Consider the following 26,149-nt stretch of genomic DNA (forward strand, 5'->3'; position numbering starts at 1 on the left):
CCCTTGTTGCCCGATTGCTATTGCACCACCTCGTCGGCGCGCAGATCGCGCACCACGCGCAGGCCCACATCATCGCGGCGGTGCCCGCTGCGCACATGCAGCCGACTGGCCGCGCGCAATTCATCGGGTGCGCTCTGGAACGAACCGCCGCGCACGATCTGGCTTTCGCAATGCGGATCGCCGCAGCCGCCGGTCCATTCCCACACATTGCCGTTCATCTGGTACAGGCCAAAGGCATTGGGCGGATAGGCGTTCACCGCCTCAGGATAGCCGCGATAGGGGGCGGTGGGTGATCCGCGATAGCTGGCGGTCTGGTCGTAATTGGCATCGCCGGGCGCAATCGTGTCGCCCCAGGGAAAGGCGGTGGCGGCGCCGGCCCTGTCGGCATATTCCCATTCCGCTTCGGTCGGCAGGCGATAGGCCAGCCCCGATTGCACCGACACCCAGGCGACATAGGCCTGCGCATCGACATAGCTGATGCCGGTTGCGGGAATTTGCGGATTGGGATTGTCTTTTGACCAGTCGGTGATCGGCCGGCATGCCTTGTCGCGCACGCAGGCCGCCCATTCGGCGATGGTCACTTCAAACACGCCAATGGCAAACGCGCGGTCGATCCGCAGATCGTGCTGCACCGCTTCGTCGTGCCCGCGCCCCGGTTCGGTCGCGGGCGAACCCACCGGCCCGGTGCCGGCGGGAATGATCCGCATCGTCGGGCAATTGGCACAATCGTAGAACCGGCCGGTGCTGGCCGGATCGCACGTGATGAAACAGGGCGGTTCGCCCTGCAGGCCATAATCGAACGTCGGCTTCTGGAAACGGACACCCGCCTTGACCGCGTTCATCGCCACCCGGTCGGACGTGCGTTTCAGCGCGGTCGCGATATTCTGCTGCGGGCGGCGGATTTCTTCGGCCAGAATGCGCGAAAAGGTGCCGTCATCGAATGCCACCTGATCCGCGCTGGTCGAAAATGCCACCAGATAGCCCTGATCGGGCCGCAGCAGCGTGTCCGACGCGCGGATCACCCGGCGCAGACCCTTGGTGCCGCCGGCAGCCCCTGCATCGCCGGGGTCGGGCGCAACATTGCCCGGCGCGGCCGCATCGGGCGCGATGGGCGGCTCGGTCAGCACATCGCGGCACATGTCGAGGATGATCAGCACCGTTTTTGCGCCCGACCCCAGCAGCGAACGGGTCAGCGCCGCGCGGGTCAGGCTGGTCGATCGCACATCGAGCGTGCGCCCGGCATCGACCGGCAACAGCATGACATCGCCGTACGTGCTCAGCGCTGCGCCATGCCCCGAATAATACAGCACACCAAAGGCATCGGGCCCGGCAGCCTGCAACGCCTGGCGAAATTGCGCCACCGCCGCCTGCATCTGGCCCAGTGTCAGATCGCGCTGGACCGTCACCGCGCCGCTGCCGGTTGCATCGCGGAAACCGCTGGCGGTCAGGCCGGCGGCGATACGATTGCCATCATCGCCGGTGGCGGCAAGGCGATCGAATTGCTGATAGGCCCCGTTGGCGATTACCAGCGCCAGCCGCGCCTCGCGCGCGTGGGCCGCGCCCGGAAATGCGGCGGCCAGGGCAACCAGGGCAAGCACCAGCCCGGCCAGACGGGCAAGCGGCGCGACCGGTAATGCGATCACGCCCGATCGGGTCATGACCCCGCCCGGGGTTTGAACTCCACTTGCGTCACAGCCGCCACCGCGCCGTCAACATGCAGCACCGCGTCATAGCCATCGGCCGCCGCATAGCCATCGGGCGTGCCTGCACCGAACAGCCCGCGAAACATGCCGAACAGGCCCCGGCTTTGCGCGCAATAGCTGTCGACCGTCACCGTACCGCCCGACGATTTGACCTGGCGCAGCCACGGCGCAAGCTCGGCGGGCATCGCGGCACCGATCGGCGAAGGTTGCGCCAGGTCGACCACGACGGGCCCATGTCTGCGGGCCAGACGGTGGCGCAGCGCCGCAGCAAATCCCTCCGCGCCGGTCAGCCGCACCTCGGGATGGTCGAACGGACGCCTGCAGGGTTGCTGTGCGGCCACGACCGGTGGTGGCGGGGGCGGCGGTGCCGGTACCGGTGCGACAACCGGGGCCGGGGCCGGTTCAACCGCGGGCGCCACGGGCCGCAACACGATGATCCCGCGCGTGCCCGTATCGGCAGCAGGCGATGACGGCGGTGGCGGGGTCTGCGCCCTTGCGGCGTTCAGATGCCCGGGCAGACCAATCCCGGCAAGGATCAGACAAAGCGCAAGAACAGGCCCGTGACGATGATGCGGCATAGCTGTGCCCCCCCAAGGCATTGCCCTGTTCTTAATTACGGTTAATGTATCGAACATGTACTGGCAATCCTCAATTCGCGCCCGGGCGGCAGTCGCCGCAAAAGGCCGGATCCTGAGATCGGGCGCGATCACCGCCGTCATTGGGCCATTTCTGGGCTTTGCCTTGGCCTTGGCCTGTGCCGCTGGTCCGGCGCAGGCAGAGACGCGCGCGCTGATTGCCGGCGTGTGGCAGTTCGATTCGCCGATGATCCCCAATCTGAAAGGGCCCGAAAACGATCTGGCCGCGATCGAGGCGGTGGTGCGCGGCCAGGGCGCCGGCGATGTTACCGTCCTGCGCAACACTGAAGTCACCCGCACCAGTATCGAGACCGCGTTGCATGCGCTGGGGCTGCGGGCAAAGCCGGGCGACTGGATCGTGTTCTATTATTCGGGCCACGGCGCCGAAGCAGAGGCCGAGATCAAGGGTACCGCCGACGGCAATGCCAACCAGTTCATCCCGCTGGCCGGGTTTGATCCCGATCGGCAAGACCCCGAACGGTTCATCGTCGACAAGGATTTCTATGCCTGGATGGCGCGCTATATTCCGCCCGATGTGCACATCCTGATGATTGCCGACACCTGCCATTCGGGCACGCTGAACCGATCGGTCGATGCATCGTCGTTTCGCTTTGTTCCGCGCATGGCATTTCGCGGCGATGCGGCGCAGTTCACGCTGATTGCGCGCCCGCTGCCGCGCTTTGCCGCGATCAATCCGGGCAGCGAAAGCGCCGTCGGCGCAGATGCCGCCGGGACCCGCGCGATCGATCGGCCCGACCTTGGCAATCTGGTCTACATCGGCGCGGCGCAAGATGACCAGCTGGCGCTGGAGGCGCCGATGCCGGTCAGCGGTGCGCCATCACGCGGGGTGTTGTCCTGGGCGTTGGAGCAGGGGCTGACCACCCGCGGTGCGGGTGGTACCGGTGCCGCCGCCGATCTGGACCACGACGGGCGCATCACGGTGGCCGAGATCGGGATCTATCTCGACAGCCAGGTCCGCGCGCTGACCGCGCAGCGCCAGCAGCCGCGCACCAGCTTTGTTGCCTCGGCCGGAGATCTGGTGCTTCTGGCCAGGGATGCGCCGCTTCGCCCGACCCCGCCCGCAGCCCTGCCCGGCGTGCTGACGCTGGGCCCGCCCCGGCGGCACGACGATGCCGTACCGTGGCGCGATGTCGGCACCCGCGAAGCGGCCGATTTCATCTGGGATGCGGCGCAGGGCGCCGTCATGCGCCGGTCGGGCGACACGGTGGCACAAGGCGTGACCACCCCGGCCGCATTGCGCGGGGTGATCGAAAAATGGAACACGGTCGAAGCGTTGCGCCCGCTGATGAACGAACGCATGCTGCGGCTAACGATCGGTCCGCGCGCCAATGGTGTGCGCTATGGCGCGGAGCAACAGGTGACGATCGCGCTGAACCCGATCGCGCCGGGCCAGGCCGCGCGCTATGCCACCATCGTCAATCTGGCTTCTGACGGCACGGTGCAGCGCCTGTTCCCGCTGACTGCCGAGGATGGCGAAGGGCAACTGGGGCCGGCGGGTACGGTGCCGACGATCACCAACCGCGTGGTTGCCCCGTTTGGCGCCGACCATATCGTGGCACTGGTTACGCCGGCACCACCGCTTGCGCTGCGGGCGATGCTGCGCAGCATCGACGGGCAGCGCCTGGCCGCGCGGCTGGCCCTGCCGATGCGCGACCTGCTGGCAAACGGTGGCGGCCTGTCGATCGGCGAAATCTATACCGGCCCGTGATCGGGCAGCGGCAGACGGCCCAGCACAGCCTCTATCGCAAGGCCGATGCCAAGCAGGCGACGGTCCGAGCCGGCCGGGCCATCGAGTTCGATCGCCACAGGCAACCCTTGGGCAAGCCCTGCGGGCAGCACCAGACCGGGCAGTCCTGCCGTGCTGCCGGGCGCGATATTGCGGCCCACGGCATCGGTGAAGGCGACGGTCTTGTGCCCGATCCGCACCGTCGTGTCGTCACCGATCGGGGTGGCGGCAACCATCGTTGCGGGCAGCAGCATGGCATCGACCCGGTGTTCGGCAAACCAGGCGGCCAGCACCGCGCGCAGCGCGGGCAAATGCACATCGCGCGCCGCCAGATAGTCCACCTCGGATATCGCATGGGCCGCGCCGGGCAGCGAAAAATGCCGCAGCAGCACCATGACATCGGGGCTGACTTTGGACAGCATGGCATCAAATCCGATCGGCGCGCCCGACCGTGCCAACCATTCGGTCAGCGCGGGAACGACATCGTGCACCTGCACACACAACGTGATCGCATCGATCAAGTCACCAAGGCCCGGTACATCGGCCTCGACAATGGTCACCCCGGCATCGCGCAGGCGGTCGATCACGCCGGCGACCACCCGCGCCAGCGCCGGGTCGAGATCGGCGAAAAAATAGCCCGGCGCGATCCCCAGCCGCAAGTCCGACAGGCACGGCACCGCAACCGGCGCATCATCGCCGGTGATCACGCTGTCGAACAGCACGATATCCGACACCTGGCGCGCATGCGGGCCGATCTGGTCGAACAGCGCGCTGATCGGCGCGCAACCGTCGTTGGGATAGCGCCCGGTGGTCGGGCGGAACCCGGCAATGCCGCACAACGCAGCCGGCACGCGGATCGAGCCCTGGGTGTCTTCGGCCAGGCCAAGCGGGGCCATGCCGGCCGCCACCGCCGCCGCGGTGCCGCCGCTGCTGCCGCCGGGAATACGCGCCAGGTCCCAGGGATTGCGCACCGCCCCATAGGCCAGATTGCTGCTGGTCCAGCCGAGCGACAGTTCATGCAGATTGGTTTTGCCCAGCACGATTGCCCCCGCCGCGCGCAGGCGCGCGACGATCGCGGCATCGCGCACCGGTGTGAACGCGCGCAAGGCCGTGGTGCCCGCCGTGGTCGGCAGATCGACGGTGTTGATGCTGTCCTTCACCGGGATCGGCAGGCCGTGCAACGGCCCAAGCGGTTCGCCCCGCGCGCGCCGGGCATCGGCCTTGCGCGCGGCGGCGCGCACTGCATCGGCATCCAGCGTGATGAACGCGTTCAACGCCGCCCCTGCGGCACAGCGTTCGAGCAGGGCCTGCGCATAGGCGAGCGCGGTGATCCGCCCGTCGCGCATGGCATCGACCGCATCGGCGGCGGAAAGTGCGATCATGGCATCGTGTGTCATCATGGCGGTGCCCTCTGTTGTGAAACGGTGATAAGCCAAGACCCTGGACCACTCAATTGCCCGGCGAGCCCCAACGATGCGCACCGAAACCGACAGTCTTGGCCCTGTAGACGTGCCCGACAACGCCTATTGGGGTGCCCAGACCCAGCGCAGCATGACCAATTTCGCCTTTCCCGCGACCGAGCGCATGCCCATCGCGGTGATCCATGCGCTGGCCACGATCAAGCTGGTGGCGGCGCGGATCAACCTGCGGCACGGGCTGGACGAAACGCTGGCCGGCGCAATTAAGACCGCAGCCGCCGAGGTGATCGACGGCACGCATGATGACCAGTTTCCGCTGGCGATCTGGCAGACCGGATCGGGCACGCAGACCAACATGAATGTCAACGAAGTGATCGCAGGCCGCGCCAACGAGATCCTGAACGGCCGGCGCGGCGGCAAGGCGCCGGTCCATCCCAACGACCATGTCAACCGGTCACAATCGTCCAACGACAGTTTTCCGACCGCGCTGCATATTGCCGCCGCCCGCGGCGTGATTGTCCGGCTTGATCCCGCGCTGTCCGAAATGCACCGCATCTTGGCGGGCTATCACGCGGCCTGGTCCGATCTGGTCAAGATCGGCCGGACCCATTTGCAGGATGCGACGCCTCTGACGCTGGGGCAGGAATTTTCCGGCTATGCCGCGCAGATTGCGCAATGCCGGTCAAGGATCGGCCATGCGCTCGACGAAGTGCTGGCTTTGGCGCAGGGCGGTACCGCGGTGGGCACCGGGCTGAACGCACCGGCCGGTTTTGCCGATGACTTTGCGCGCGAAATGGCCGCGATGACCGGCATGGCGTTTCGCCCCGCCACCAATCCCTTTGCCGCGCTGGCGGCCAATGATGCGCTGGTGGCGCTGTCTGGCGCGCTGTCAACACTGGCTGTTGCGCTGACCAAGATCGGCAACGACATCCGCCTGCTGGCATCGGGCCCGCGCGCCGGGATTGGCGAGCTGATCCTGCCCGAAAACGAACCGGGCAGCTCGATCATGCCGGGCAAAGTCAATCCGACCCAGTGCGAGATGCTGACCATGGTCGCAGCACAAGTCATCGGCAACCATGCCGCGGTAACCACAGGGGGGATGCAGGGGCACCTCGAACTGAACGTGTTCAAGCCGCTGATCGGGGCAAACGTGCTGCGATCGATCGATCTGCTGGCCACCGCGATCGACGGGTTCACCCGCCATGCCCTGGCCGGATTGCAGCCCGACCGTGCGCGCATTGCCGATCTGGTTGATCGATCGTTGATGCTGGCAACCGCACTGGTACCCGAAATCGGCTATGAAAACGCGGCAACGATTGCCCACCATGCACAGGCGCACGGCCTGACCCTGCGCCAGGCAGCACTCGCCACCGGGCTGGTCGATGCCGCAACCTTTGACCGGGTGGTGCGGCCCGAAACGATGGTCGGGGCAGCCAAAGCCTGATCGATCGTCCGCTTCAAACCTGGCGCGTCCCGGTCTATGGGGCAGCGATGCAGCCCTTGCCCCCCACCACCGAACACCCGCCAATCCGCGTTGCGGCGCTGTATCACTTTTGCCGGTTCGACGATCCTGCTGCCTTGCGCGAACCGCTGCAGCGGCTGTGCCGTGGGCATGGGCTGCGCGGCACGCTGTTGCTGGCGCATGAAGGGATCAACGGCACCATCGCAGGAACCGCCGATGCCATCGCCACGGTGCTGGCGCATATCCGCGGACTGCCTGGCTGCGCCGGGCTCGAGGCAAAGTTTTCGGGCGCCGCGACCATGCCGTTTCACCGCATGAAAGTGCGGATCAAGCGCGAAATCGTGACCATGGGGCAGCCCGATATCGATCCGGTGCATCATGTCGGCACGTATGTCGATCCGCACGACTGGAACGCGCTGATTGCCGATCCCGATACGCTGGTGATCGACACGCGCAACGACTACGAAGTGGCCGTCGGCACCTTTGCCGGCGCGATCGATCCGCAAACCCGCGCATTCAGCGAATTTCCCGAATGGTTTCGCGCGCATCGCGATGCGCTGCTGTCGGGCAAGGCCAGGGTGGCAATGTTTTGCACCGGCGGGATCCGCTGCGAAAAATCGACCGCGTTCCTGCGCGCCGAAGGGGTGGACGCGGTCTATCACCTGAAAGGCGGCATTCTCAAATATCTTGAAACGATCCCGCCCGAACACAGCCTGTGGCAGGGCGAATGCTTTGTGTTCGATCAGCGCGTCGCGGTCGGCCATGGCCTGGCCCCCGGCACGCATGCGCTGTGCCACGCCTGCCGCATGCCGGTGTCGCAGGCCGACAGCCAGTCACCGTTGTATGAACCGGGCGTCAGTTGCCCCGCCTGCCACGCCGAACGCACCGACGAACAACGCGCCGCCTATCGCGAACGGCATCGGCAAGAGGCGCTGGCCGCAGCGCAAGGCCGTGCGCATGTCGGCGCGGTGCTGCCCTGAGCCACGCCGGCGCGGTATACGTATTCCGCTGGAGTCCGGACAATCGGCGCAGCAGTGTCGCCCGACAGCAGCGAGAGGCAGCAGCGATGACGATCAACCGCTTGATGCGCGCGGGCCGGCGTTGCGCGCTGATCGTCCTGGCTTTGGCGGGCAGCCTGCCGGCCCGCGCCGCGCCCGCGCACGAGCCAGAGATTTTCTACCACGTATTTGTCCGCAGTTTCCGCGACGCCGATGGCGATCGGATCGGCGATCTGGACGGGGTGACCAGGGGGCTGGATTATATCAAGGCGCTGGGGGCCACCACGGTGCTGCTGACCCCGGTGCAGCCTTCCCCGTTCTATCACAACTATTTCGCCACGGATTTCAACGGCGTGGCCCCTGAATATGGCGGCATGCCCGCGTGGACCCGCCTGCTGCGCGCGGTTTGCATGTCTATATGGACCTGGAATTCCAGTATGTGGCGGGTGCTCATCCATGGCTGACCAGCACATGGCATCATCCTGCGGCACCGCGGCGCGACTGGCTGGTGTGGGACAAGGCGCATGGCGCGGTCGATCCGCTGCCGTCGCCGTTCGGGCTCTATGCCGGGGCCGCCGATGGCACCCGCCATGCGATAGCATTCGTCAATCTGGATAACCCGGCGGTGCGCGCCTATTTTCGCCGTTATCTGTTGCGCTGGGCCGATCCGCACGGCGATGGCAGCGGCCGCGACGGGGTCGATGGTTTTCGCATCGATCACATGATGGACGATCTCGACAATGCGCATGTCGTTACCCGGCTGTTCGCCGGGTTCTGGCGCCCGTTGATCGCGGCGGTCAAGGCGCGCCGCCCGGGTGTGCGGTTTGTCGGCGAACAATGGGATTGGGGTTATGGCACCGATTTCCTGGCGCGCGGCCATGCCGACATGGTGTTTGCCTTTCCGCTGCAAGCCGCGCTCAACCGGCTCGACAAGCCGGCGATCATCAAGGAAGCCCTGGCGACACAGGCGGCCACCCCCACAGGCACCTCGCAGGTGGTTTTCCTTGAAAACCACGACACCGACCGCTTCATGACAACCATCGGCGATGATCCGCAAAAGGCGCGCGCGGGCGCGGCCATCCTGTTTGCGCTGCGCGGCGAACCTTCGGTCTATTATGGGCAGGAACTGGGCATGCGCGGCCGCAAAGGCCCGGCCGAGGCCTCCGATGCCCCCGATGTGCCCAAGCGCGAGGCATTCCGTTGGCACGCAGACCTCGACGCGCCAGGATCGGCAACCTGGTACCGATCGCTCGATCGGGTGTGGAACGCCCGGGTCAATCGATCGCACGACGGGGTCTCGGTCGAAGAGCAGGACCATGCGCCCGGATCGCTGCTGAACTGGTATCGCCGGCTGATCACGCTGCGCCGCACGCGCCCCGATCTGGCCAGCGGCGACCAGGCGTTCCCCTGCGCCGCGCAATCGCCGGTGCTGTGCGTGCTGCGCACCATGGGCACGCAGCAAACGCTGGTGCTGGTCAATCTGTCCGATGCCCCTGCCGCGCCCGCGATCGATGCAAACCTGTCGCCGCGCACGTTCCATCTGCTGGCGGGCGAAGGCGCGACCGATGCGGTGCTGGCACCTTATGCCGTGCGCATTGTCGGCACACCATGACCGCGGGTTGCCTGACCGTTGCGATGGGCCAGATGCTGGTCGAACCCGGCCGACCCGAACGCAATCTGGCGCGCGCCGAGACGATGATCGCCAGCGCCGCCGCGCAAGGGGCGTCAGCCATCGTCCTGCCCGAAACGCTCGATCTGGGCTGGACATCGCATAGCGCACGCGACCTGGCGCAAGACCTGCCCGGCGCATACGGTAACACGCTGTGCGCCGCGGCCCGGCGCCACGGGCTGGTCGTGGCCGCGGGTCTGACCGAACGCGATGGCGACAGACTTTACAACAGCGCGCTGCTGATCGATGCCGACGGGCGGATCGCCGCGCGTCATCGCAAGATCGCCGAGCTCGATTTTGCCCGCGCAATTTATGCCACGGGCACCACGCTGGGCGTAGCCGACACCAGGATCGGCCGGATCGGGCTGGCCATCTGCGCCGATTACTGGACCCCCACGCTGGGCCTGGCGCAAGGCGCGATGGGCGCGCAGATCCTGCTTTCGCCAGCCGCCTGGGCGGTGCCGCCCGGGTTTGACCCGGTGCAGACACCCTATGGCGGGGAATGGATCGCCAGCTATCGCACGATCGCCGCCGCATTCCGCATTCCGGTAATCGGGGTCAGCAACGTCGGCCCTGTCACCAGCGGCGACTGGGCCGGGCACAGCTGCATCGGCGCCTCGATCGCGGTCGATGCCGACGGATCGGTCGCCGCGCGCGGCCCGTTTGGCCAGACCGCCGAGGCGCTGATCCTGGCGCAGGTGCGTATCGGCGGGTAAAACCCTGGCCGCTCAGTTCGCGGGCAAGGTTACCACGGGCTTGGGCGCAAAGGGCGTGATGCCAAAGCGCGGATAGACCTCCTGCGGAAAATAGAACGTGCCGTCCTTGACCACCATCGCGATCGTCTTGATCGCTTTGAGATCCCTGGTCGGATCGCCCGGGATCAGGAAGAAATCGGCCAGCTTGCCCTTTTCAACCGATCCCTTGCGCTGATCCTCGCCGGTATAGACCGCGCTGTCATACGTCGCGCGTTTGAGGATTTCAGGGATCGTGAAGCCGGCCTTCTGATACAGTTCCAGTTCGCGGTGATAGGTAAAGCTGCCGCCGGTGTCGGTGCCGAACACGATGAACACGCCACGATCGTGCAGCATCCTGGTCACCGCCACCAGTTTGTCGAATGCCTGGGTATAGGCCTGCGCATCGCCGGGTGCCGACACGTTGATCCAGCCCTGCATCAGGCTGCGCTGCACGCCGATCGGCATATGCGTGAAATAATCGACCGCACCCGGCGCGATCATGCCGTCGCGATTGAGCAGCAGGTTTTCGTGAATGCCAAGCGTCGGATCGATCGATGCCTTGTGCGACACCATCAGGTCGATCGAATGCTGCACGCGCGGCGCATTCAGATCGAGCGCCGGCAGGCGTTTGAGCGCGGTCAGCCGGAACAGCGTGCGCGTATCCTCGTCGGGTTTGATCACCCATTGCAGCGCAAACTGGTTGATATGGGTGGCTTCGTCAAAGCCGGCTTCGATATTGGCATCTTCGGTCGAGAACGCAGGCACATGGCCCGCCACGCGCATGCCCAGGCGGTGCGCCTCGTAAACCAGCGCGGGAATCCACGCCGGGTTCATGCTGTTATAGCTTTTGATCTGCCAGAACCCGCGCGCGCCATACCAGCGCACCGCGTCAAGCGCCGCCGCCTCGCTGTCGACGACAAAGCCGTTCTGCGCGCTGTAGGGGCTTTTGCCTTCGATAAAGCCCGAACGGATCACATCGGGCCCGGCGATTTCGCCGCTGCCGATCCGATCGATCAGGCGCGCAAGCACGGCGTTGTCGTTGCCCATGTCGCGCACCGTGGTGATGCCCGCGATCAGGTTGAGCAGCGCATCGTCCTGCGACAGATGCGCATGCATTTCGTACATCCCGGCAACCAGCGTGCCACCCGCGCCATCGATCTGCACTTCGCCGGGCGTTGCCGGACTGTCGTCGGGTTCGACGCCTGCGATCGTCGTGCCGTGCACCACGACCGACACCAGCCCGGTCAGCGCCGCCCTGTGGGGATCGAACAGGCGCACATGACGGATGCGCACCGGGCCTGTGAAATGATGCGCGACATCGTGGTTGATCGCAACATAGCGCCGCGTCGACCAGTCCGCCGCCAGCGTGCGCAGCCGGTCCTGTTCGCCTTCATAGCCGGCGCGCACGACAATGCTGCCGGGGCTGAGGCTGGCAAACAGATCGCCATGCGCATCGAGCAGCATGGTCTCGGGCGTCGTGTCGATACCCGACAGCGTATATTGGGTCACCTGCAGCGGGCCGTCCTTGCCGGTCACGGTCAGGGTTTCGCCCTTTTCAAGCTGCAACTTGCCCGAAGGCAGCGCCTCGATCGTCATATCGGGCTGCTTCAGCAGTGCGCGGGCGTAGATCTGGTCTGCAAACGGACTGCCGTTTTGCGCAACATAGATCGCGCCCGGTTTGGCCCGGGCGCTGCGCGTGCCGGTGGCATCGGTCCAGGTGGCACCGCCCCCCTTGCGCACGAAATGTTCGGCAACCGCGCTGCCGAAGGTGGTCGTGCCGGTGATGTCCCATTTGACCGGCAGGCCATCGGCCCCCAGCGTGATCGCTTCGGCCATGGTCGGCCCACGCCCGTTGTTCTTCACGTTGAAATCGATCGCGATCGTGCTGCCCGTTTGATTGGCAGTGACATGGCCGACGTTCTTGCCCCCCGACATGACGGTGAACTGACGGGTTTCGGCGTGGGCTGTGGCCATTGGCAGGGCGAGAAGGGCGATGGCGAGTGCTGCTGTGCGGTTCATGGGCAGGTTTGACCATGAATGCTGCACAATGAAAAGAGGGTACTCAAGCAACCGGGGGCACCTTGCACTGCGGATGCACGCCCGCGGCACAGGCGCCGCAGGCCGGTTGCGCGCGATACCGGACCCACAGCCCCCAACATGCACGCTTGGGGATCCGCAAAGCGTGTCCGCATGGCTGAAAACGGCATCGCCGCGCCGCAGACGGCCTTGTCGGTTGCGGGGCGCGCAATCATGCCGGAAACACCACCGGGTTCAACGGCGTGTCGATCACTTCGCCCACCGTCGCGCCCGGGCACCACCGGTCCCGGTCGGCCGCCTGCATGTGATTGACCGGTTCGGCCAGCCGCATCGCCGCGTCCATATAGATCATCGTCATCACCGAACGCGGTCGGTTCGAGGTGTTGGCCCCGGCGCGATGGAACGTCCACCCGGCATGGAAACTGACATCGCCCAGCGCATATGGCCGGTCATCAAGCGCAAAGCCCTGCGCCTCCATCGCGGCGGTGATCTGCACCTCGCTTTCGTCCGAAATCGGCAGATCGCGCCCCAGCGCGGTGCGATGGCTGCCGGTATAGAATGCCAGCGGCCCCATTTCGGCGGGCACGGCCTGGAGCGGGATCCACACGGTGATGGTCTGGTCCGATGCCAGCGGCCAGTAATACTGATCGGCGTGCGCGGGCGTGATCCCCCCCGACGGTTCCTTGTACAGCGATTGGTCATGGTACAGCCGCACCGATTGCACCCCCATCAGCGCCGCCGCGATCCCTGCCAGGCGTTGGCCGAACACGAAACGGCGCACCACCCCGGACGATTGCCACAGGTTCATCACCTGCAAGAATGCGCGATCGTAAGTGCTGCGTTCCTCCAGCGCAGCGGTCTGGGTGTTGAGCGCCAGCGTCTGCCGGGTGATCTCGGCCCCATAGTGCCCAAGGGTATACGGATCGAGCACACCGGACAGCCGCAGAAAGCCATCGCGGCCATATTGCGCGATCTGCGCAGGCGACAGCACAAAGGGAAAATCGATCGGTGACGTCATGGCCGGTTCCGCAAATTGGGGTCAGCCATTTGTGATAGCTATCGAATTTGCAACCGTCGCTTGGCGTGATTGTCAGCAAACGCGCGATAAACTGTCGCAATCTTGTCATGTTGCTGCCCTTGTCCGAACCGGTGCCGTTGATGCCCGGCATGCCCGCACGCGTCGAACGCGTGCAACGTGGTCCGCAATCGCCCCCGCCCGAGCGGTTTGCGCATTTTCACGGGCCCGCCGAACTGGTGCTGATCGAGCAGGGCTGCGGCACATTTCTATGCGACGATCGTGCCTTTGCCATCGCACCGGGCATGGTGGCCTATGCCCCGCCGATGACAGTGCACGATTTTGCGTTCGATGCAGGGCCGCTGGCGTGGACGCTGATCCAGTTCGATCCGCATGCGCTCGACCCGGCAATAGTGGCCCTGCCCGCCGGCCCGCTGGGGCTGATGCCTAACGCCGAGGAGGCGATGCGGATTGCGATGCTGGCGCGCTGGCTGATGCAATCGATCACCGGGCGGGCACCGCAGCGCGCGCAACTGCTGCAACTGCAGGCGTTGATCCTGGCACTGGGCGAAGCGCCGGGGCAACAGGCGCGAAGCACCGCGGCTGTGCCATCATCGCTGGCGCGGTTGCGTCCCGTGCTCGACCGGCTTGAGCACAAGCCTGCGCAAACCTTGACGCTGGCACAGGCGGCATCGGCCTGCGCGATGTCGCCCGCCTATTTTTCGCGCGTCTTTGCGCGCACTTTCGGCACCGGTTTCGTTGCCTATCAGACCCGGCTGAAGCTGCAGCTGGCGGCGCGCCACCTGGCCACGGGCGACATGCCGGTGGCGCAGATCGCGTGGGCCACCGGATTTCGCTCTCACGCGTATTTTTCGCATTGTTTCAAGGATCTGTTCGGCACCACCCCCAGCGAATATCGTCAGCGGGGTCAGGTCGGATAACCCACTGCGCGCGGCGAACCGGGTTATTGGTGGCGGTAAACCGCGCGTTCGTGGCTGAAGCATTTGAAGCCGAAATAGCCGTGATAGCTGCCCATGCCGCTGGTATTGACCCCGCCGAATGGCAGGTTGTTTTCCAGATAATGCGAAAACAGGCCATTGACCGTCACGCCACCCGACGACGTGCGCGCCAGCACCGTGTCGATGGTGGCGGCATCGTTGCTGTAGACATACAACGCCAGCGGCTTGTCGCGTGCCTCGATATACCCGATCGCCTGGTCGAGCGTTTCATAGGTCATCACCGGAATGACCGGGGCAAAGATTTCGTCCTGCAGGATGGTCATCTGCGGGGTGACATCGGTCAGCATGGTCGGGTGGATGGTCAGGTCTGCGGCGTCGAACCGGCCGCCTACCGCCACCCTCGCGCCTTTGGCCACGGCATCGTCGAACATCGCCTTGACCCGGTCGAAATTGGCGCGGTTCACCACTTGCGCGATGCTGTCCTTTTTCAACTGTCCCGCATCGTCGTACAACGCCTTGCCCACGCCGGCGGCAAACCCTTCGACCAGCGCGGCCTTGGCGTCCTCCTTCACAAAGACATAGTCGGGGCTAATACAGGCCTGCCCGCCGTTGAACTGTTTGGCTGCGGCCAGTTGCGCCGCGATCGGGCCGATGTCGACGCCATCATCGATGATCACCGGCGATTTGCCGCCCAGTTCCAGCGTCACGCTGGTCAGATGCCGCGCAGCCGCGGCCATCACGATGCGGCCCACCCGCGGGCTGCCGGTAAAGAAGATATGGTTGAACGGCAGGTCGAGCAACGCAGTCGCCACCGAGACATCGCCTTCGAACAGCGCCACGTCCTTTTCGTCGAATGCCGCGCGCACGATCGTCGCGCCGATCCGTGCGGTGGCAGGGCACAAGTCGGTCAGCTTGACGATACAGGTGTTGCCCGCCGCGATCGCCGCCGCCACCGGCCCCAGCGCCAGACCCAGCGGGAAATTCCACGGCCCAAGAACCAGGCACACCCCGCGCGCTTCATACAGGATCTGCGCCCGGTCGGCCGGATTGAGCGAAGGCGTGACCTCGGTGGGCCGCATCCAGGCATCCAGATTGTCGATATTGCGCTGGATATTGGCGGTCACGTTCAGCACTTCGGTCACGCGGATTTCGCCTGCGGGTTTTCGCGTATCTTCCAGGACCGCGGCAATGATATCGTCGGCATGGGCCTCGACCGCGGCCTTCAACCGCGCCAGCTTGGCCTTGCGCGTGGCGGCATCCGATGCCTTTGCCTCCCACTGGTGCGCCTGCTGCAACGCGAACACGCGGGCGATGTCGGCGGCCAGATCGGTCGCGGCGGGAACGGGTGCGGTCATGATCGGGGCATCCTGCTGGCGGCTTTTGTTCGGGTCCGGATATTAGTATGCAACACTAACAAATGAACGCCGGTCAGGCAAGAATTCGCGCAATCGCCCCGTCGCGCCCCCGGGCGATATCCGCGCGCGTTTGCGCGACCACGATGTCGGGCAAGATCCCGCTGTCAGGCTGGGGCCCGGGCGGAAAATAGCCGATCAGCGGAATATCGACCTCGATCCCGCTTGCCGGCAGGCGCAGAAACAGAAACGCGCCGCCATTGATGCCGCGCCGGTTGCCGCCGGTCGGTTCGCCGATCAGCGTACCAAGCCGATTGTCCTTGACGATCTGGGCAAACCCGAACGTGGCCGAACTGTTGGCGGCATCGACCAGCACGATCAACCGGCCGGCAAAGCGTTGTCCTGCCGGCTTGATGATGACCCGTCCGCCGGCATAATCGCCCGGCCGCGACAGGTCATAGAATCCGTCCGCGCGCGGGCCTGCGGCAGCCGCGCCCCAATCGCGGAAACTGTCGTCCCAGGTATCGACATGGGTGCCAAGATCGGACGGCAGCGCGCGGTACCGCACCCGCCGCCCGCTGCCCGTGATCACCAGATCCCGGTCGATCAGCCGCGCCAGGATCGGGTTGCCGCAATCAAGCCCGCCCTCGTTCCCGCGCAGATCGACGACCAGCGTGCGCGTCGCGTCGGCGATAATCGCGTCAAGCTGCATGTCCAGCCACCCGTGCCAATCCCAGGTGCCGTTATAAACCGCCCAGGTCGGCATCGTCAGCACGGCCACGCCGCCGGGCCTGCGATCGACCCGCCACAGCACGGCATCCCTGGGCCTGTCCTCCACCAGGGGTGCGGCGGCCTTGCGCTCGGCCGCGGTCATAAGGTCGACTTCGACCGCAAGGCGTTTGCCGGCGGGATCTTCGGCCAGGATCCGGATCCGTCCGCGTTCGACGATCCGCGGCAACGCCATCGGCAGATAGATATCGAACGCTTCCCACAGGTCGATACCGCCAAGTTCGAGAATGCGGCGGCGTTTGGCATCGTTGTGGCCATCGGCGCGGGCCAGGGGCATCAGCGATTGCAGGATATCGGCAGCACCAAAGCCTTCGATCGCATGGATTTCGGTCCCCGGCGCCAGACGCGAACCGGGCGACAGATCGCGCGTCACGATCATGCGCCGGTCGATCCAGCGGAACTGGAACGGCACCCGATCGCGGTGTTCGAACAGCGCTGCGCGCAGCCGGGCCGACTGGTTGTAGAAATTGGGATAGCTGTGTCCGCAGCGCACCGCAGCCGTGGTCCTTGCCAGCGCAAGGTAGGCCTGCCCCAGGCTGCGACTGACCGATAGATAATCATGCAACGCGGTGAAGCGCTGCGCCATGGCGGCCGGCGTGTTGTAACGCATCAGCCCCGGATGCAGCGCGGTATAGGCACGCGCCAGCAGATCGGCATCGTCGCGAAAGACACCCGCCGGCGCGGGCGTTGTTTCGGCCCCCGCCACCCGGCCGGTGCCCAGTGTCGCAAGCAGGGCTCCCTGACCAACCCCGCTCAGCACAGCGCGGCGATCGCACGTGGCGCGCGGCCCGGGGCAACAGGTGTTGCCAAGGTCCTGCAAAGCAGTGGCCGGGAAAGCGTTTGGTGCGGGCAGGTCGTGATATCTATTCATACCGCCGTATCAATGCGCGGCGCAGCATGCGGTCTTCAAGCGAATAATACAGCGCAATCATATCCCCCTCGATCACGGTCGAGGCGGCAAAGGCGATGTCGGTGGCATCGCGTTCGGTCGGCGGGGGTGGCACCAGCATCGGTTCGAGCCCGCGACCCGTCACCGTGGCAAAGTCCGCATCGAAGCTGATCCACCCGATCCGCCACCGCGCGTCGTGCGTGGCGCCGTTGTAGAACATCACCGGATCGTGCCCGGCAACCATGGTCATCGGGCCGGTCGACAGGTGCCAGTTGTCCCAGCTGTCTTCGCGGATGCCGAACGGATCGGGCAGCACGGTCCACGGACCGTCGGGCGACGGGCTGCCTGCCAGCCCGATCCGCGAAGCGCCGTGCGCGGCGTATTCGTAAAACAGCCGCCATTCGCCGGTGGAGGTTTGCGCCAGCGTGGCCTCCTTGATGTTGCCTTCGCCGGGGGGCGCCTTCAACACCAGCTGCATCTTGGTCAGCGCGTCAAAACTGCGTCCTTCGGCCAGGATCATCGCGCTCTGCTGTCGTTCGGCATCCACGCCGGTATAGAACACCAGGTAACGTCCGTCGGGCAGAACCACCACCGTGGGATCTTCGCAGCCTCCGGCATCGTCGGTACCGGCGGTCGGTGCGATCGTGGGGGTGGGATCCATGGTGAAGTTCAGGCCGCGTTCGCTGCGGCCGCCACCGATGATCCCGGTCGGATCGGCGGGACCCTGCGGATAAGGCACGCCGCGCACCAGGATGCGGTACAGATCGCCTTCGCGCCAGACGAACGGGCTCATCAAGTCGAAACTCTTGCCCAGCGGGCCGCCGGTCAGCGTGACGTCGTCGAGCGTCTCGACAGTGTATGTCGGCATGGTCAGGCCCCTTGCGCAACGGTCAGCGACAGCGCACCATCGATCGTGACCGTGGTGCCGGTGATGTACTCGGCGTCGGGCGACAGCAGGAACAGCACCAGGCGGGCCACGTCATCGGGTGTTCCCGCCCGGCCCCACGGTATCGCCGCCTCCAGCGTTTTGCGGTATGCCGCATCGTGCACCGCGCGTTCGTTCATCGGCGTCAGGATCATGCCCGGCGCCACGCCGTTCACCGCAATCCGCTTGGGCGCCAGTTCCAGCGCCAGCGTTGCCGTCAATTGCGACAGACCGCCCTTTGCGGCGTCGTAATCAACGCCGCCCGCCCTTGGTGCCTTTTCGTGGATCGACGAGATATTGACGATCCGCCCGCTGGCGCCCCTGCCTTCCAGCCCGCGTACCAACGCACGGCAGGTCAGGAACGGACCGTAAAGATCCGACCGGATCACGCGGTCGAACTGGGCCAGTTCCATATCGACCAGCAGCACCCCGGTCATGTTCAGGCCGGCCGAATTGACCAGCAGGTCAGGCGTGCCGAAGGCCTGCGCACAGGCGGAAAACAGACCCGCGACCGAGTCCTCGTTGCCGACGTCGGCCTGGACCGCAATGGCGCGGGTGGTGTCACCGATGGCTGCGCACACCCGATCTGCCGCAGCCTTGTCCTTGAAATAGGTTATGACAACGCGTGCGCCTGCTTTGCCAAGGGCACGCGCACACGCAGCGCCAATGCCCGATTCGCCACCGGTTACGATGGCGATGTGATCCTGCAACATGGTGCTTGCTCCACAGGGGCCGCGAACGCATCGACAGGACATGCCGGGTCAACAAACGCATTCGTGCAAAGCAAAGACGCTTCAGGCGCAAAAAGGTTGCGGATTTATAACGCCACGGTCGTTTGCGCACCGCGGCCTGCAGCCCGGTACCGGTCCACGACGCGACAGCCCGACAGGGCGGCGCGCATCCGGTCCCCGCGGGGGGAGGCTTTGTTCTGTCAGGATTTCAGGACTGTCTGGTGCGGTCGAGAAGACTCGAACTTCCACGGCCTTTCGGCCACAACGACCTCAACGTTGCGCGTCTACCAGTTCCGCCACGACCGCACATCGCAAACGGGGCCGGGCCAAGAGCCGGGGCCTCCGTCGGGGTAGGAGCGGGCCCCTAGCAAAGCCCTGTACGGGGTGCAACCGTGATTCCGGCAAATTTGCCGATTTTCGGCAAAAGGCCGCGGGCCGTCTATTCGGGTTTCCAGCCGATTTCGGCCACGCGCGCGGTTTTCGGCACGTCGGTCACCGCCTCGTTGATGGTTTCGCTTTCGCCCGGTTTAAGCACATCCTTGGGCGGGATCACGGTCCAGGTATAGACCACGTGGTTGCCCGCATCGCGCAGCACGATCAGGATCGGCGGCACTTCGCGCACGTCTTTGCCGACATTGGTTACCGTGCCGCTGGCGCCGTAATATTCCTTGCCATTGGGCAAAGTGCGGCGATCCTGGCGTTCGGGCGGAAACGACAGGTCCAGATCTGGCCGGGTTCCGCCGAATGTCTGATGCGCGACCGGCAGCCACGCGGGCATGCCGGAATAGGTGACCGCGGCCATTGCGCCTGCAACCAGCAGCGCAAACAGCACCGCCGCGATCGTCCACAGGCGCGCGGGATTGCGGCGCGGGCGAAATGGCGGTTCATGGGCAAACGGCGATGGTGCCGCGGCCTGGGGCGTGGTGCGCCGCGTGGCCGGCACCGGCCGGGTCGGCCGGATTGATGGGGGCGGTGCCTCTGCGGGCGGCGCGGCAGGCGGTGGCGCGGCCTCGACCGGGGGCGGCGCTGGCGCGGGCGCTGGCGCAGTCGCTGGCGCGGGTGGCTGCTCTTGCGCGGGCGCGCGCGCAGGCAGTTCGGGGCCCGTCTGAAACCAGCTGTGCTTGCAATTGGCACAGCGGACAGTGCGCCCGTCGATACCGATCGCACTGTCGGGAACGACATAGCGCGTCGAGCATGCGGGACAGGCAATGATCATGCACACGGCTTAAGCATGCAAGACCCACATGAAACAATAGCTTCATGTGGGGAGAATTGCCTTGCGGGCCTTTTTTCCACATGCATTGACGCGTATGCTGCCCGCAGGCACATCCGGCCATCCAATTTCATGCGAAACCAACAGCCGCGACCATGACCGAGCCAGATGCCGAAATCGTGCAATTCGACAATGTCGGGCTGCGCTATGGCACGGGCAAAGAGGCGCTGACCGACATTTCGTTCACGCTGTACCCCGGCCGGTTCTATTTCCTGACCGGCGCGTCGGGTGCGGGCAAGACCAGCCTGCTGAAGCTGCTCTATCTGGCGCAGCGTCCTTCGCGCGGGCTGATCCGCATGTTCGGCACCGATGCGATCACGCTGCCGCGCGAACGCCTGCCCGGATTTCGCCGCCGGCTGGGCGTGGTGTTTCAGGATTTCCGGCTGGTGCAGCACCTGTCGGCGTTCGACAATGTGGCATTGCCGTTGCGCGTGGCCGGCGTGGCCGAGCGCGAGATTACCAAGCCGGTCGATGAAATGCTCGACTGGGTGGGGCTGGCCGACCGCCGCGATGCACGCCCGGCCACGCTGTCGGGCGGCGAACAGCAGCGCGTGGCCATCGCGCGCGCGGTCATCGCCCGGCCCGACATGCTGGTGGCGGATGAACCCACCGGCAACGTCGATCCCGAAATGGCGTTGAAACTGCTGCGCCTGTTTGAAAGCCTGGGACGGCTGGGCACGACCGTCGTCGTGGCCACCCACGACGTGCACCTGATCCGCAAAGTGCCGGATTCGCTGATCATGCGGCTGGACAAGGGGCGCCTGTCGGACCCGACCGGCGCCTTGCGCTATCCGCCGCGCCGCAGTCCGCCTGCGGGCGAACCACCGTTGTCGGCGGCGCCGCGCGACGCGCTTGATGGCCAGCCGCTGGGATTTTCCCCGGCATGAACGGCACCGGCCTGATCGGCGGATCGCGCAGGGGCGAACCCGGGCTGCTGCCCGATCCACGCCTGGGCAGTCCGATGCCGTGGGTGATCGCGATTGTCATAGCCCTGACAGTCATCGCGGCGGCCAGCGGGCTTGGCCTGCGCAATGCCGCCGCACGCGCCAGCGCCGATCTGAATGGCGGGGTGACGGTGCAGATCGTGACCGCCGCGCCGACCGACCGCAACCACCAGGCCGATGCCGCACTGGCCACGCTGACCCGCTTTCCCGGCGTGGTCGAAGCGCGCCGGGTGGCCCAGGACCAGCTCGACACCCTGCTCGAACCGTGGCTGGGCACGCGTCCGGGCGATACCATCGATGATCTGCCGATCCCCGCGCTGATCGACGTACGCCTGGACACGCCTGCCACACCCGAACGGATCGGCGCGCTGTTGGGCGCGATTGCGCGTGTGGCCCCTGCGGCACGCGTCGATGGCGAAGCGGCATGGCTGACCCCGGTGTTCCATGCGATTGCCACGCTGCAATGGCTGGCCGGCGGCCTGATCGCACTGCTGGCGATGGCCACCATTGCCGCCGTCGTGCTTGCGGCGCGCAACGCGCTGGCCGGCCATCGCGAAACGATCGAGATCGTGCATATGCTGGGCGGCACCGATGCGCAGATCGCGCGGGTGTTTCAACGCACCGCCGCGATGGAGGCGGCTGCGGGCGGGATCATCGGACTGTTCGCCGGAATCGTTGCGATCGTCGCGTTGTCGCGGCAATTCAGCGCGCTTGGTTCGGGCATGGTCGGCGGGGCCATGCTGGCCTGGACCGACTGGGTGGTCATCGCACTGATCCCGGCCGGCGGCGTGGGGCTGGCCGTGCTGACCGCGCGGCTGACCGTGCTTTCCGCGCTGCGCCGGATGTTGTAGGCGCCGGAACGATGGCTCGTCTGAAACCGCCCGGCCTGTTTCGCCGTTTGGCCTCGCTGCTGGTGCTGGGCTGGCTGCTGGGCTTTATGGTGTTTGCGCTGGCCCTGCCCCGCCCGGCCGCCGGCACGCGCACCGACGGGGTGATCGCGCTGACCGGGGCGCAAGGGCGCATCGGTCATGCGCTTGACGTGCTGCACGCGGGCCAGGCGCGCAAGATGCTGGTTTCCGGCGTCGACAGCCAGGTCAGTGCGGCCCACTTTGCCAGCGAGTATCATGTCGATCCGGCGCTGTTCGCGTGTTGCCTGACGCTGGGGTATGAATCCTACGACACCCGATCCAACGCGCACGAGGCGGCCGGCTGGATCGCGCGCAACCAGATCCATTCGGTGCGGCTGGTTACCACCGACTGGCACATGCGCCGGGCCGCGTTCGATCTGACCGTGGCGGGGCCACGCGGGCTGGTGATCGTTGAGGATGCGGTGCCGTCGCACCCGTCGATGAAGATCCTGTTCATCGAATACAACAAGTTCATTGCGCGGGTCATGGCCTGGCTGGTCGGCTGGCCCGAAACGAAACGTCAACCCGCCATGGTCCATGACCACCACTGACCGCTCCCCCCGGATGGCCGACGTGTTGCGCAGCCTGGTGTTCTATCCCGTGTTTTACGGGACAAGCGCGGTGCTGATCACGCTGAACCTGCTCAGCCTGCCGTTTCCGCCGGTCGTGCTGCGCACGATGGTGCGCGTGTGGTGCACCTGGCACCGCTGGTGCTGTCGGCATATCCTGGGCATTCGCGTGGTGGTCGAGGGCCGCATGCCCGATCACCCGGTGCTGGTGGCGATGCGCCACGAATCCTTTTTCGAGGCGATCGACCTGCCGGTGCTGCTGCCCAGCCCGGTGATCTTTGCCAAGCAGGAACTGTTTGCCATCCCCGTCTGGGGCCTGTTGGGGCGTCGCTACGGCCTGATCGTGGTGCAGCGCGATGCCGGTGCCCGCGCCTTGCGCAGCATGATTACCGCGGCGCGCAACAATGCGCTGGCCGCAGGGCGGCCGCGCCCGCTGGTCATCTTTCCCGAAGGCACGCGCGTGGCCCACGATGCCGCGCCGCCGTTGCAGGCGGGCTTTGCCGGGATCTACAAGATGGCCGGGCTGCCGGTGGTGCCGATCGCGGTGGACAGCGGCCCGCTGTACCAGCGCCGCTGGAAACGCGCGGGCGTGATCCGCTATCGCATTGGCGAACCGATCGCCCACGGGCTGCCGCGCGCGGACATCGAGGCCAGGGTGACAGCGGCAATCAACGCGTTGCATTGACCGGCGGCTGGGCAGGGAATTCAGGCGGTTCCGTTGTGATCGCTGCGGCCAAAGTCGGGGCGCGCGTCGTCCTGGCCCATTTCGATGATCGAACGGCGGATTTCGCGGGTGCGGGTGAAATGGTCGAACAGTTCGCTGCCGTCGCCTTCGCGGATGGCCGTTTCCAGCGCCGACAGATCGCGGTTGAACCGGCCCAGCATGTCGAGCACGGCCTCGCGGTTGGTCAGAAACACATCGCGCCACATCGTCGGATCGGACGCGGCAATGCGGGTGAAATCGCGAAACCCCCCTGCGGAAAACTTGATCACCTCGCTTTGCGTCACGCGTTCCAGATCGGACGCGGTGCCGACGATGCAATAGGCGATCAGGTGCGGCAGATGGCTGGTTACCGCCAGCACCAGATCGTGGTGTTCGGCATCCATCGTTTCAACGCGCGCGCCAAAGGCCTCCCACAGCGTGACCAGCCGCGCCAGATCGGCAGGGTCGGCATCGGCGGGCGGGGTCAGAATGCACCAGCGATTGCGGAACAGCGTGGCAAACCCGGCGTCGGGCCCGCTCTGTTCGGTGCCGGCCACGGGGTGCGCAGGAATGATGCGGTGTCCGGGCAGCGCGTGCGCCAGCATTGCGGCAACCCCGGCCTTGCTCGATCCCACATCGCTGATCAGCACACCCGGTGACAGGCCGGGCGCCATCGCGCGGGCGGCATCGCCCATCGCGCCAACCGGTACGCACAGCACCACCAGATCGGCACCCGCCACCGCGTCTGCGGCAGTGTCGGCAATCGTTCCGGCCAATGCAATGTCGCGTGCGCGCTGCCGCACCGCGGGATCTGCGTCGTGGCCGGTGATGCGGATATCGGGCAATGCGGCCCTGGCCGCGCGCGCCACCGAACCGCCCAGCAGGCCCAGGCCGATCACCGCCAGATGGCGAAAGGGTACGTCCGCGCTCATGCGCCGGCCATCCTGGCCAGCGCGTCGGCAATCGCGTCCATCTGCGCCGCGGTGCCGATGGTGATGCGCAGGCATTGCGGCAGGCCCTGCCCCGGCAGCCAGCGGGTGATATAGCCGTGATCCATCAGTCCGCGATAGGCATCCTCGGCGCGCAAAGCGCCTGAAAATTCGATCAGCACGAAATTGGCCTCGCTCGGCAAAGGCCGCAGCCCGCGATTGCCCAGCGCCGCCAGCCGTTCGACAAACCGTGCGCGTTGATCGCGATTGTGTTCGAACGAGGCACGCACGAATTCCTGATCGCCCACCGCGGCCAGCGCAGTGGCCTGCGCCGACAACGACAGATTGAACGGCCCGCGAATGCGATTGAGCATATCGACCAGCGCCGCATCGCCCGTGGCCCAGCCGACACGTTCGCCGGCCAGTCCATAGATCTTGGAAAAGGTGCGCGTAACCAGCACGTTGGTCGTGCGCGCCGCCAGCGCCAGCGCGCCGTCGTCGTCGGCGGGCGCGACATATTCGGCATAGGCCTGGTCGATCACCAGCAGGATATCGGGGCGAAGCCCGGCGTGCAGCCGCGCGATCCCGGCCGCACCGGTATAGCTGCCGGTGGGATTGTTGGGATTGGCCAGGAACACCACGCGTGTCGCCGGCGTGACCGCGGCCAGCAGCGCATCGACATCGGTGCCGTAATCGCGGTCGGGCGCCACCACCGGCGTTGCGCCGCAGCGCCGCGCGGCAATGTCATAGACCGAAAAGCCATAGCGCACATAGACGACCTCGTCGCCGGGCCCGGCAAAGGCCTGCGCCGCCAGGTTGAGCAATTCGTCCGATCCGGTGCCCATGACGATGCGATCGGGTGCAATGCCGTGCAGCGCGCCCAGCGCCTGGCGCAGCACCACGCTGTCGGGATCGGGATAGCGCGCCTGATCGCCCGCGCCATGGCGTGCCGCCTGCGCCTGCGGGCTGGTGCCAAGCGGGTTTTCATTGGCCGACAGCTTGGTCAGCACTTGCCCGTCGGCGCCGGTGGTCTTGCCCGGCACATAGGCATGGATTTGCGCGATCCACGGCTTTGGCTGCGGGCGGTCGGCAAACGGGGGCAAAACGGGCTCGGTCATGGCGCGCGGCCTTAACCGGGAACGCGTCGCAAGGAAACTGCGGACTTTGGGCACTGCTGCGGGCGATGACCCGAAAAAAGGCCCGGAAGACGAATCTTCCGGGCCAGGGTTGTTCGCAGGAGGAACAAGGTCAGGCGGGGCACAGACAGTGGAAACAGGATCACTTTGTCCACCCCGCCAATTGGGGAAACACTCAATAGTTGTAGGCGCGTTCGCCGTGTTCGTTGATGTCCAGCCCTTCGCGTTCGACCTCTTCGGTCGGACGCAGGCCCATGGTCTTGTCGAGCACGAAAAACAGCACGGCCGACACGGTGCCCGACCACAACAGCGTGATCAGCACCGCTTCGAACTGGGTCACCAGCTGTGCGCTGATCGAATAGGGCGCCGCGACATACGGGATCTTCGTATAGTCGGCCGCACCCTGACCGCCCAGCGCGGGGCTGGCGACGATCGCGGTGGCCAGCGCGCCGGTGATCCCGCCAATGCAGTGCACGCCAAACACGTCGAGCGTGTCGTCATATTTGAACCGGTTCTTGACCGTGGTGACAAACAGGAAACAGATCGGCGACACGACCAGCCCCAGCACCAGCGCGGTCATCGGATGGGCATAGCCCGACGCGGGCGTTACCGCGACCAGCCCCG

General features: G+C 66.1%; 22 protein-coding genes, 1 tRNA gene and 1 pseudogene. 10 read left to right on the top strand and 14 right to left on the bottom strand.

The annotated features are described in order from the left end of the window. Positions 1 to 17: 17 nt before the first annotated feature. Together G404_RS0116305 and G404_RS19525 are read right to left on the bottom strand one after the other, a co-directional pair. Entirely contained in the window at positions 18 to 1,643 is a 1,626-nt protein-coding gene (locus tag G404_RS0116305; protein WP_245584570.1) for an SUMF1/EgtB/PvdO family nonheme iron enzyme, read from the bottom strand. Positions 1,644 to 1,654: 11 nt separating this feature from the next. Further along, the gene (locus G404_RS19525; protein ID WP_036521821.1) at positions 1,655 to 2,281 is read right to left on the bottom strand and encodes a hypothetical protein; all 627 of its coding nucleotides are present in this window, start codon (positions 2,279 to 2,281) and stop codon (positions 1,655 to 1,657) included. 55 nt (positions 2,282 to 2,336) lie between these two features. On the opposite strand from G404_RS19525, the gene G404_RS0116315 reads away from it, so the two are divergent. Then, positions 2,337 to 4,067, top strand: a complete 1,731-nt coding sequence (locus G404_RS0116315) for a caspase family protein (protein ID WP_084601431.1) — start codon at positions 2,337 to 2,339, stop codon at positions 4,065 to 4,067. Here G404_RS0116315 and G404_RS0116320 read toward each other — a convergent pair. Next, positions 4,052 to 5,467, bottom strand: coding sequence for an amidase family protein (locus G404_RS0116320; protein ID WP_169719729.1), 1,416 nt, complete (start codon positions 5,465 to 5,467; stop codon positions 4,052 to 4,054). The genes G404_RS0116315 and G404_RS0116320 overlap by 16 nt on opposite strands. Before the next feature lie 91 nt (positions 5,468 to 5,558). Here G404_RS0116320 and G404_RS0116325 point away from each other — a divergent pair, with 91 nt between their 5' ends. From G404_RS0116325 to G404_RS0116345, 4 genes and pseudogenes are all read left to right on the top strand, one after another. After that, positions 5,559 to 6,947, top strand: coding sequence for a class II fumarate hydratase (locus tag G404_RS0116325; RefSeq protein WP_036521823.1), 1,389 nt, complete (start codon positions 5,559 to 5,561; stop codon positions 6,945 to 6,947). 47 nt (positions 6,948 to 6,994) lie between these two features. Further along, positions 6,995 to 7,945 carry an oxygen-dependent tRNA uridine(34) hydroxylase TrhO gene (gene trhO / locus G404_RS0116330; RefSeq protein ID WP_028642017.1) on the top strand — a complete coding sequence of 317 codons (951 nt, stop codon included), beginning with the start codon at positions 6,995 to 6,997 and terminating at the stop codon, positions 7,943 to 7,945. A 104-nt stretch (positions 7,946 to 8,049) separates the two neighbouring features. Next, positions 8,050 to 9,575 (top strand): annotated as a pseudogene (locus G404_RS20900) (alpha-amylase family glycosyl hydrolase). Next, on the top strand, positions 9,572 to 10,348 hold the full coding sequence (locus G404_RS0116345) for a carbon-nitrogen hydrolase family protein (protein WP_028642020.1): 777 nt from the start codon (positions 9,572 to 9,574) through the stop codon (positions 10,346 to 10,348). The pseudogene G404_RS20900 and the gene G404_RS0116345 overlap by 4 nt, the downstream one beginning before the upstream one ends. Positions 10,349 to 10,360: 12 nt before the next feature. On the opposite strand, the gene G404_RS0116350 is transcribed toward G404_RS0116345, so the two are convergent. Both G404_RS0116350 and G404_RS0116355 read right to left on the bottom strand, forming a co-directional pair. Beyond that, positions 10,361 to 12,340 (bottom strand): amidohydrolase family protein, encoded by a 1,980-nt coding sequence (locus tag G404_RS0116350; protein ID WP_245584571.1) that lies wholly within the window; start codon positions 12,338 to 12,340, stop codon positions 10,361 to 10,363. Positions 12,341 to 12,614: 274 nt separating this feature from the next. Continuing rightward, positions 12,615 to 13,421: a phytanoyl-CoA dioxygenase family protein gene (locus G404_RS0116355; RefSeq protein WP_028642022.1), complete on the bottom strand. Its 807-nt coding sequence runs from the start codon at positions 13,419 to 13,421 to the stop codon at positions 12,615 to 12,617. Positions 13,422 to 13,528: 107 nt separating this feature from the next. Between G404_RS0116355 and G404_RS0116360 the strand changes: the two genes are divergently transcribed. Further along, positions 13,529 to 14,359, top strand: coding sequence for a helix-turn-helix transcriptional regulator (locus G404_RS0116360; RefSeq protein ID WP_156906352.1), 831 nt, complete (start codon positions 13,529 to 13,531; stop codon positions 14,357 to 14,359). A gap of 23 nt (positions 14,360 to 14,382) precedes the next feature. Here the strand turns inward: G404_RS0116360 and G404_RS0116365 are convergent, their stop codons facing one another. The 6 genes from G404_RS0116365 to G404_RS0116390 form a co-directional block, all read right to left on the bottom strand. Continuing rightward, entirely contained in the window at positions 14,383 to 15,732 is a 1,350-nt protein-coding gene (locus G404_RS0116365; RefSeq protein ID WP_051280892.1) for an aldehyde dehydrogenase family protein, read from the bottom strand. Positions 15,733 to 15,805: 73 nt separating this feature from the next. Continuing rightward, complete coding sequence (locus tag G404_RS19530) at positions 15,806 to 17,389, bottom strand: S41 family peptidase (RefSeq protein ID WP_084601434.1); 1,584 nt, start codon at positions 17,387 to 17,389, stop codon at positions 15,806 to 15,808. Beyond that, entirely contained in the window at positions 17,382 to 18,275 is an 894-nt protein-coding gene (locus G404_RS0116375) for a glycoside hydrolase family 130 protein (protein WP_028642025.1), read from the bottom strand. Before G404_RS0116375 ends, G404_RS19530 begins: the two co-directional genes overlap by 8 nt. Before the next feature lie 2 nt (positions 18,276 to 18,277). Then, on the bottom strand, positions 18,278 to 19,045 hold the full coding sequence (locus tag G404_RS0116380; RefSeq protein WP_028642026.1) for an SDR family NAD(P)-dependent oxidoreductase: 768 nt from the start codon (positions 19,043 to 19,045) through the stop codon (positions 18,278 to 18,280). A gap of 237 nt (positions 19,046 to 19,282) precedes the next feature. Next, positions 19,283 to 19,369 (bottom strand) — tRNA-Leu (locus tag G404_RS0116385). Positions 19,370 to 19,502: 133 nt separating this feature from the next. Then, positions 19,503 to 20,279 carry an MJ0042-type zinc finger domain-containing protein gene (locus G404_RS0116390; RefSeq protein WP_028642027.1) on the bottom strand — a complete coding sequence of 259 codons (777 nt, stop codon included), beginning with the start codon at positions 20,277 to 20,279 and terminating at the stop codon, positions 19,503 to 19,505. Between the two features lie 152 nt (positions 20,280 to 20,431). On the opposite strand from G404_RS0116390, the gene ftsE reads away from it, so the two are divergent. From ftsE to G404_RS0116410, 4 genes are read left to right on the top strand one after another with little or no spacing between them, the layout of a single operon-like run. Next, positions 20,432 to 21,223 (top strand): cell division ATP-binding protein FtsE, encoded by a 792-nt coding sequence (gene ftsE / locus G404_RS19535; protein ID WP_051280894.1) that lies wholly within the window; start codon positions 20,432 to 20,434, stop codon positions 21,221 to 21,223. Beyond that, complete coding sequence (locus G404_RS0116400; protein ID WP_028642028.1) at positions 21,220 to 22,131, top strand: cell division protein FtsX; 912 nt, start codon at positions 21,220 to 21,222, stop codon at positions 22,129 to 22,131. The genes ftsE and G404_RS0116400 overlap by 4 nt, the downstream gene beginning before the upstream one ends. An 11-nt stretch (positions 22,132 to 22,142) precedes the next feature. Then, entirely contained in the window at positions 22,143 to 22,739 is a 597-nt protein-coding gene (locus tag G404_RS19540; RefSeq protein WP_051280895.1) for a YdcF family protein, read from the top strand. Beyond that, positions 22,726 to 23,442 carry a lysophospholipid acyltransferase family protein gene (locus G404_RS0116410; RefSeq protein WP_028642029.1) on the top strand — a complete coding sequence of 239 codons (717 nt, stop codon included), beginning with the start codon at positions 22,726 to 22,728 and terminating at the stop codon, positions 23,440 to 23,442. The genes G404_RS19540 and G404_RS0116410 overlap by 14 nt, the downstream gene beginning before the upstream one ends. A 20-nt stretch (positions 23,443 to 23,462) precedes the next feature. Here the strand turns inward: G404_RS0116410 and G404_RS0116415 are convergent, their stop codons facing one another. The 3 genes from G404_RS0116415 to G404_RS0116425 all read right to left on the bottom strand — a co-directional run. After that, complete coding sequence (locus tag G404_RS0116415; RefSeq protein ID WP_028642030.1) at positions 23,463 to 24,392, bottom strand: prephenate/arogenate dehydrogenase family protein; 930 nt, start codon at positions 24,390 to 24,392, stop codon at positions 23,463 to 23,465. Further along, a complete protein-coding gene (gene hisC / locus G404_RS0116420; protein ID WP_036521829.1) occupies positions 24,389 to 25,507 on the bottom strand; it encodes a histidinol-phosphate transaminase in 1,119 nt (372 codons plus the stop codon). The genes G404_RS0116415 and hisC overlap by 4 nt, the downstream gene beginning before the upstream one ends. Positions 25,508 to 25,700: 193 nt before the next feature. After that, positions 25,701 to 26,149: ammonium transporter (locus tag G404_RS0116425; protein ID WP_028642032.1), on the bottom strand; the 449-nt coding region annotated here is incomplete at its 5' end.

The sequence above is a fragment of the Novosphingobium acidiphilum DSM 19966 genome, assembly GCF_000429005.1.
GTDB classification, from domain to species: domain Bacteria; phylum Pseudomonadota; class Alphaproteobacteria; order Sphingomonadales; family Sphingomonadaceae; genus Novosphingobium; species Novosphingobium acidiphilum.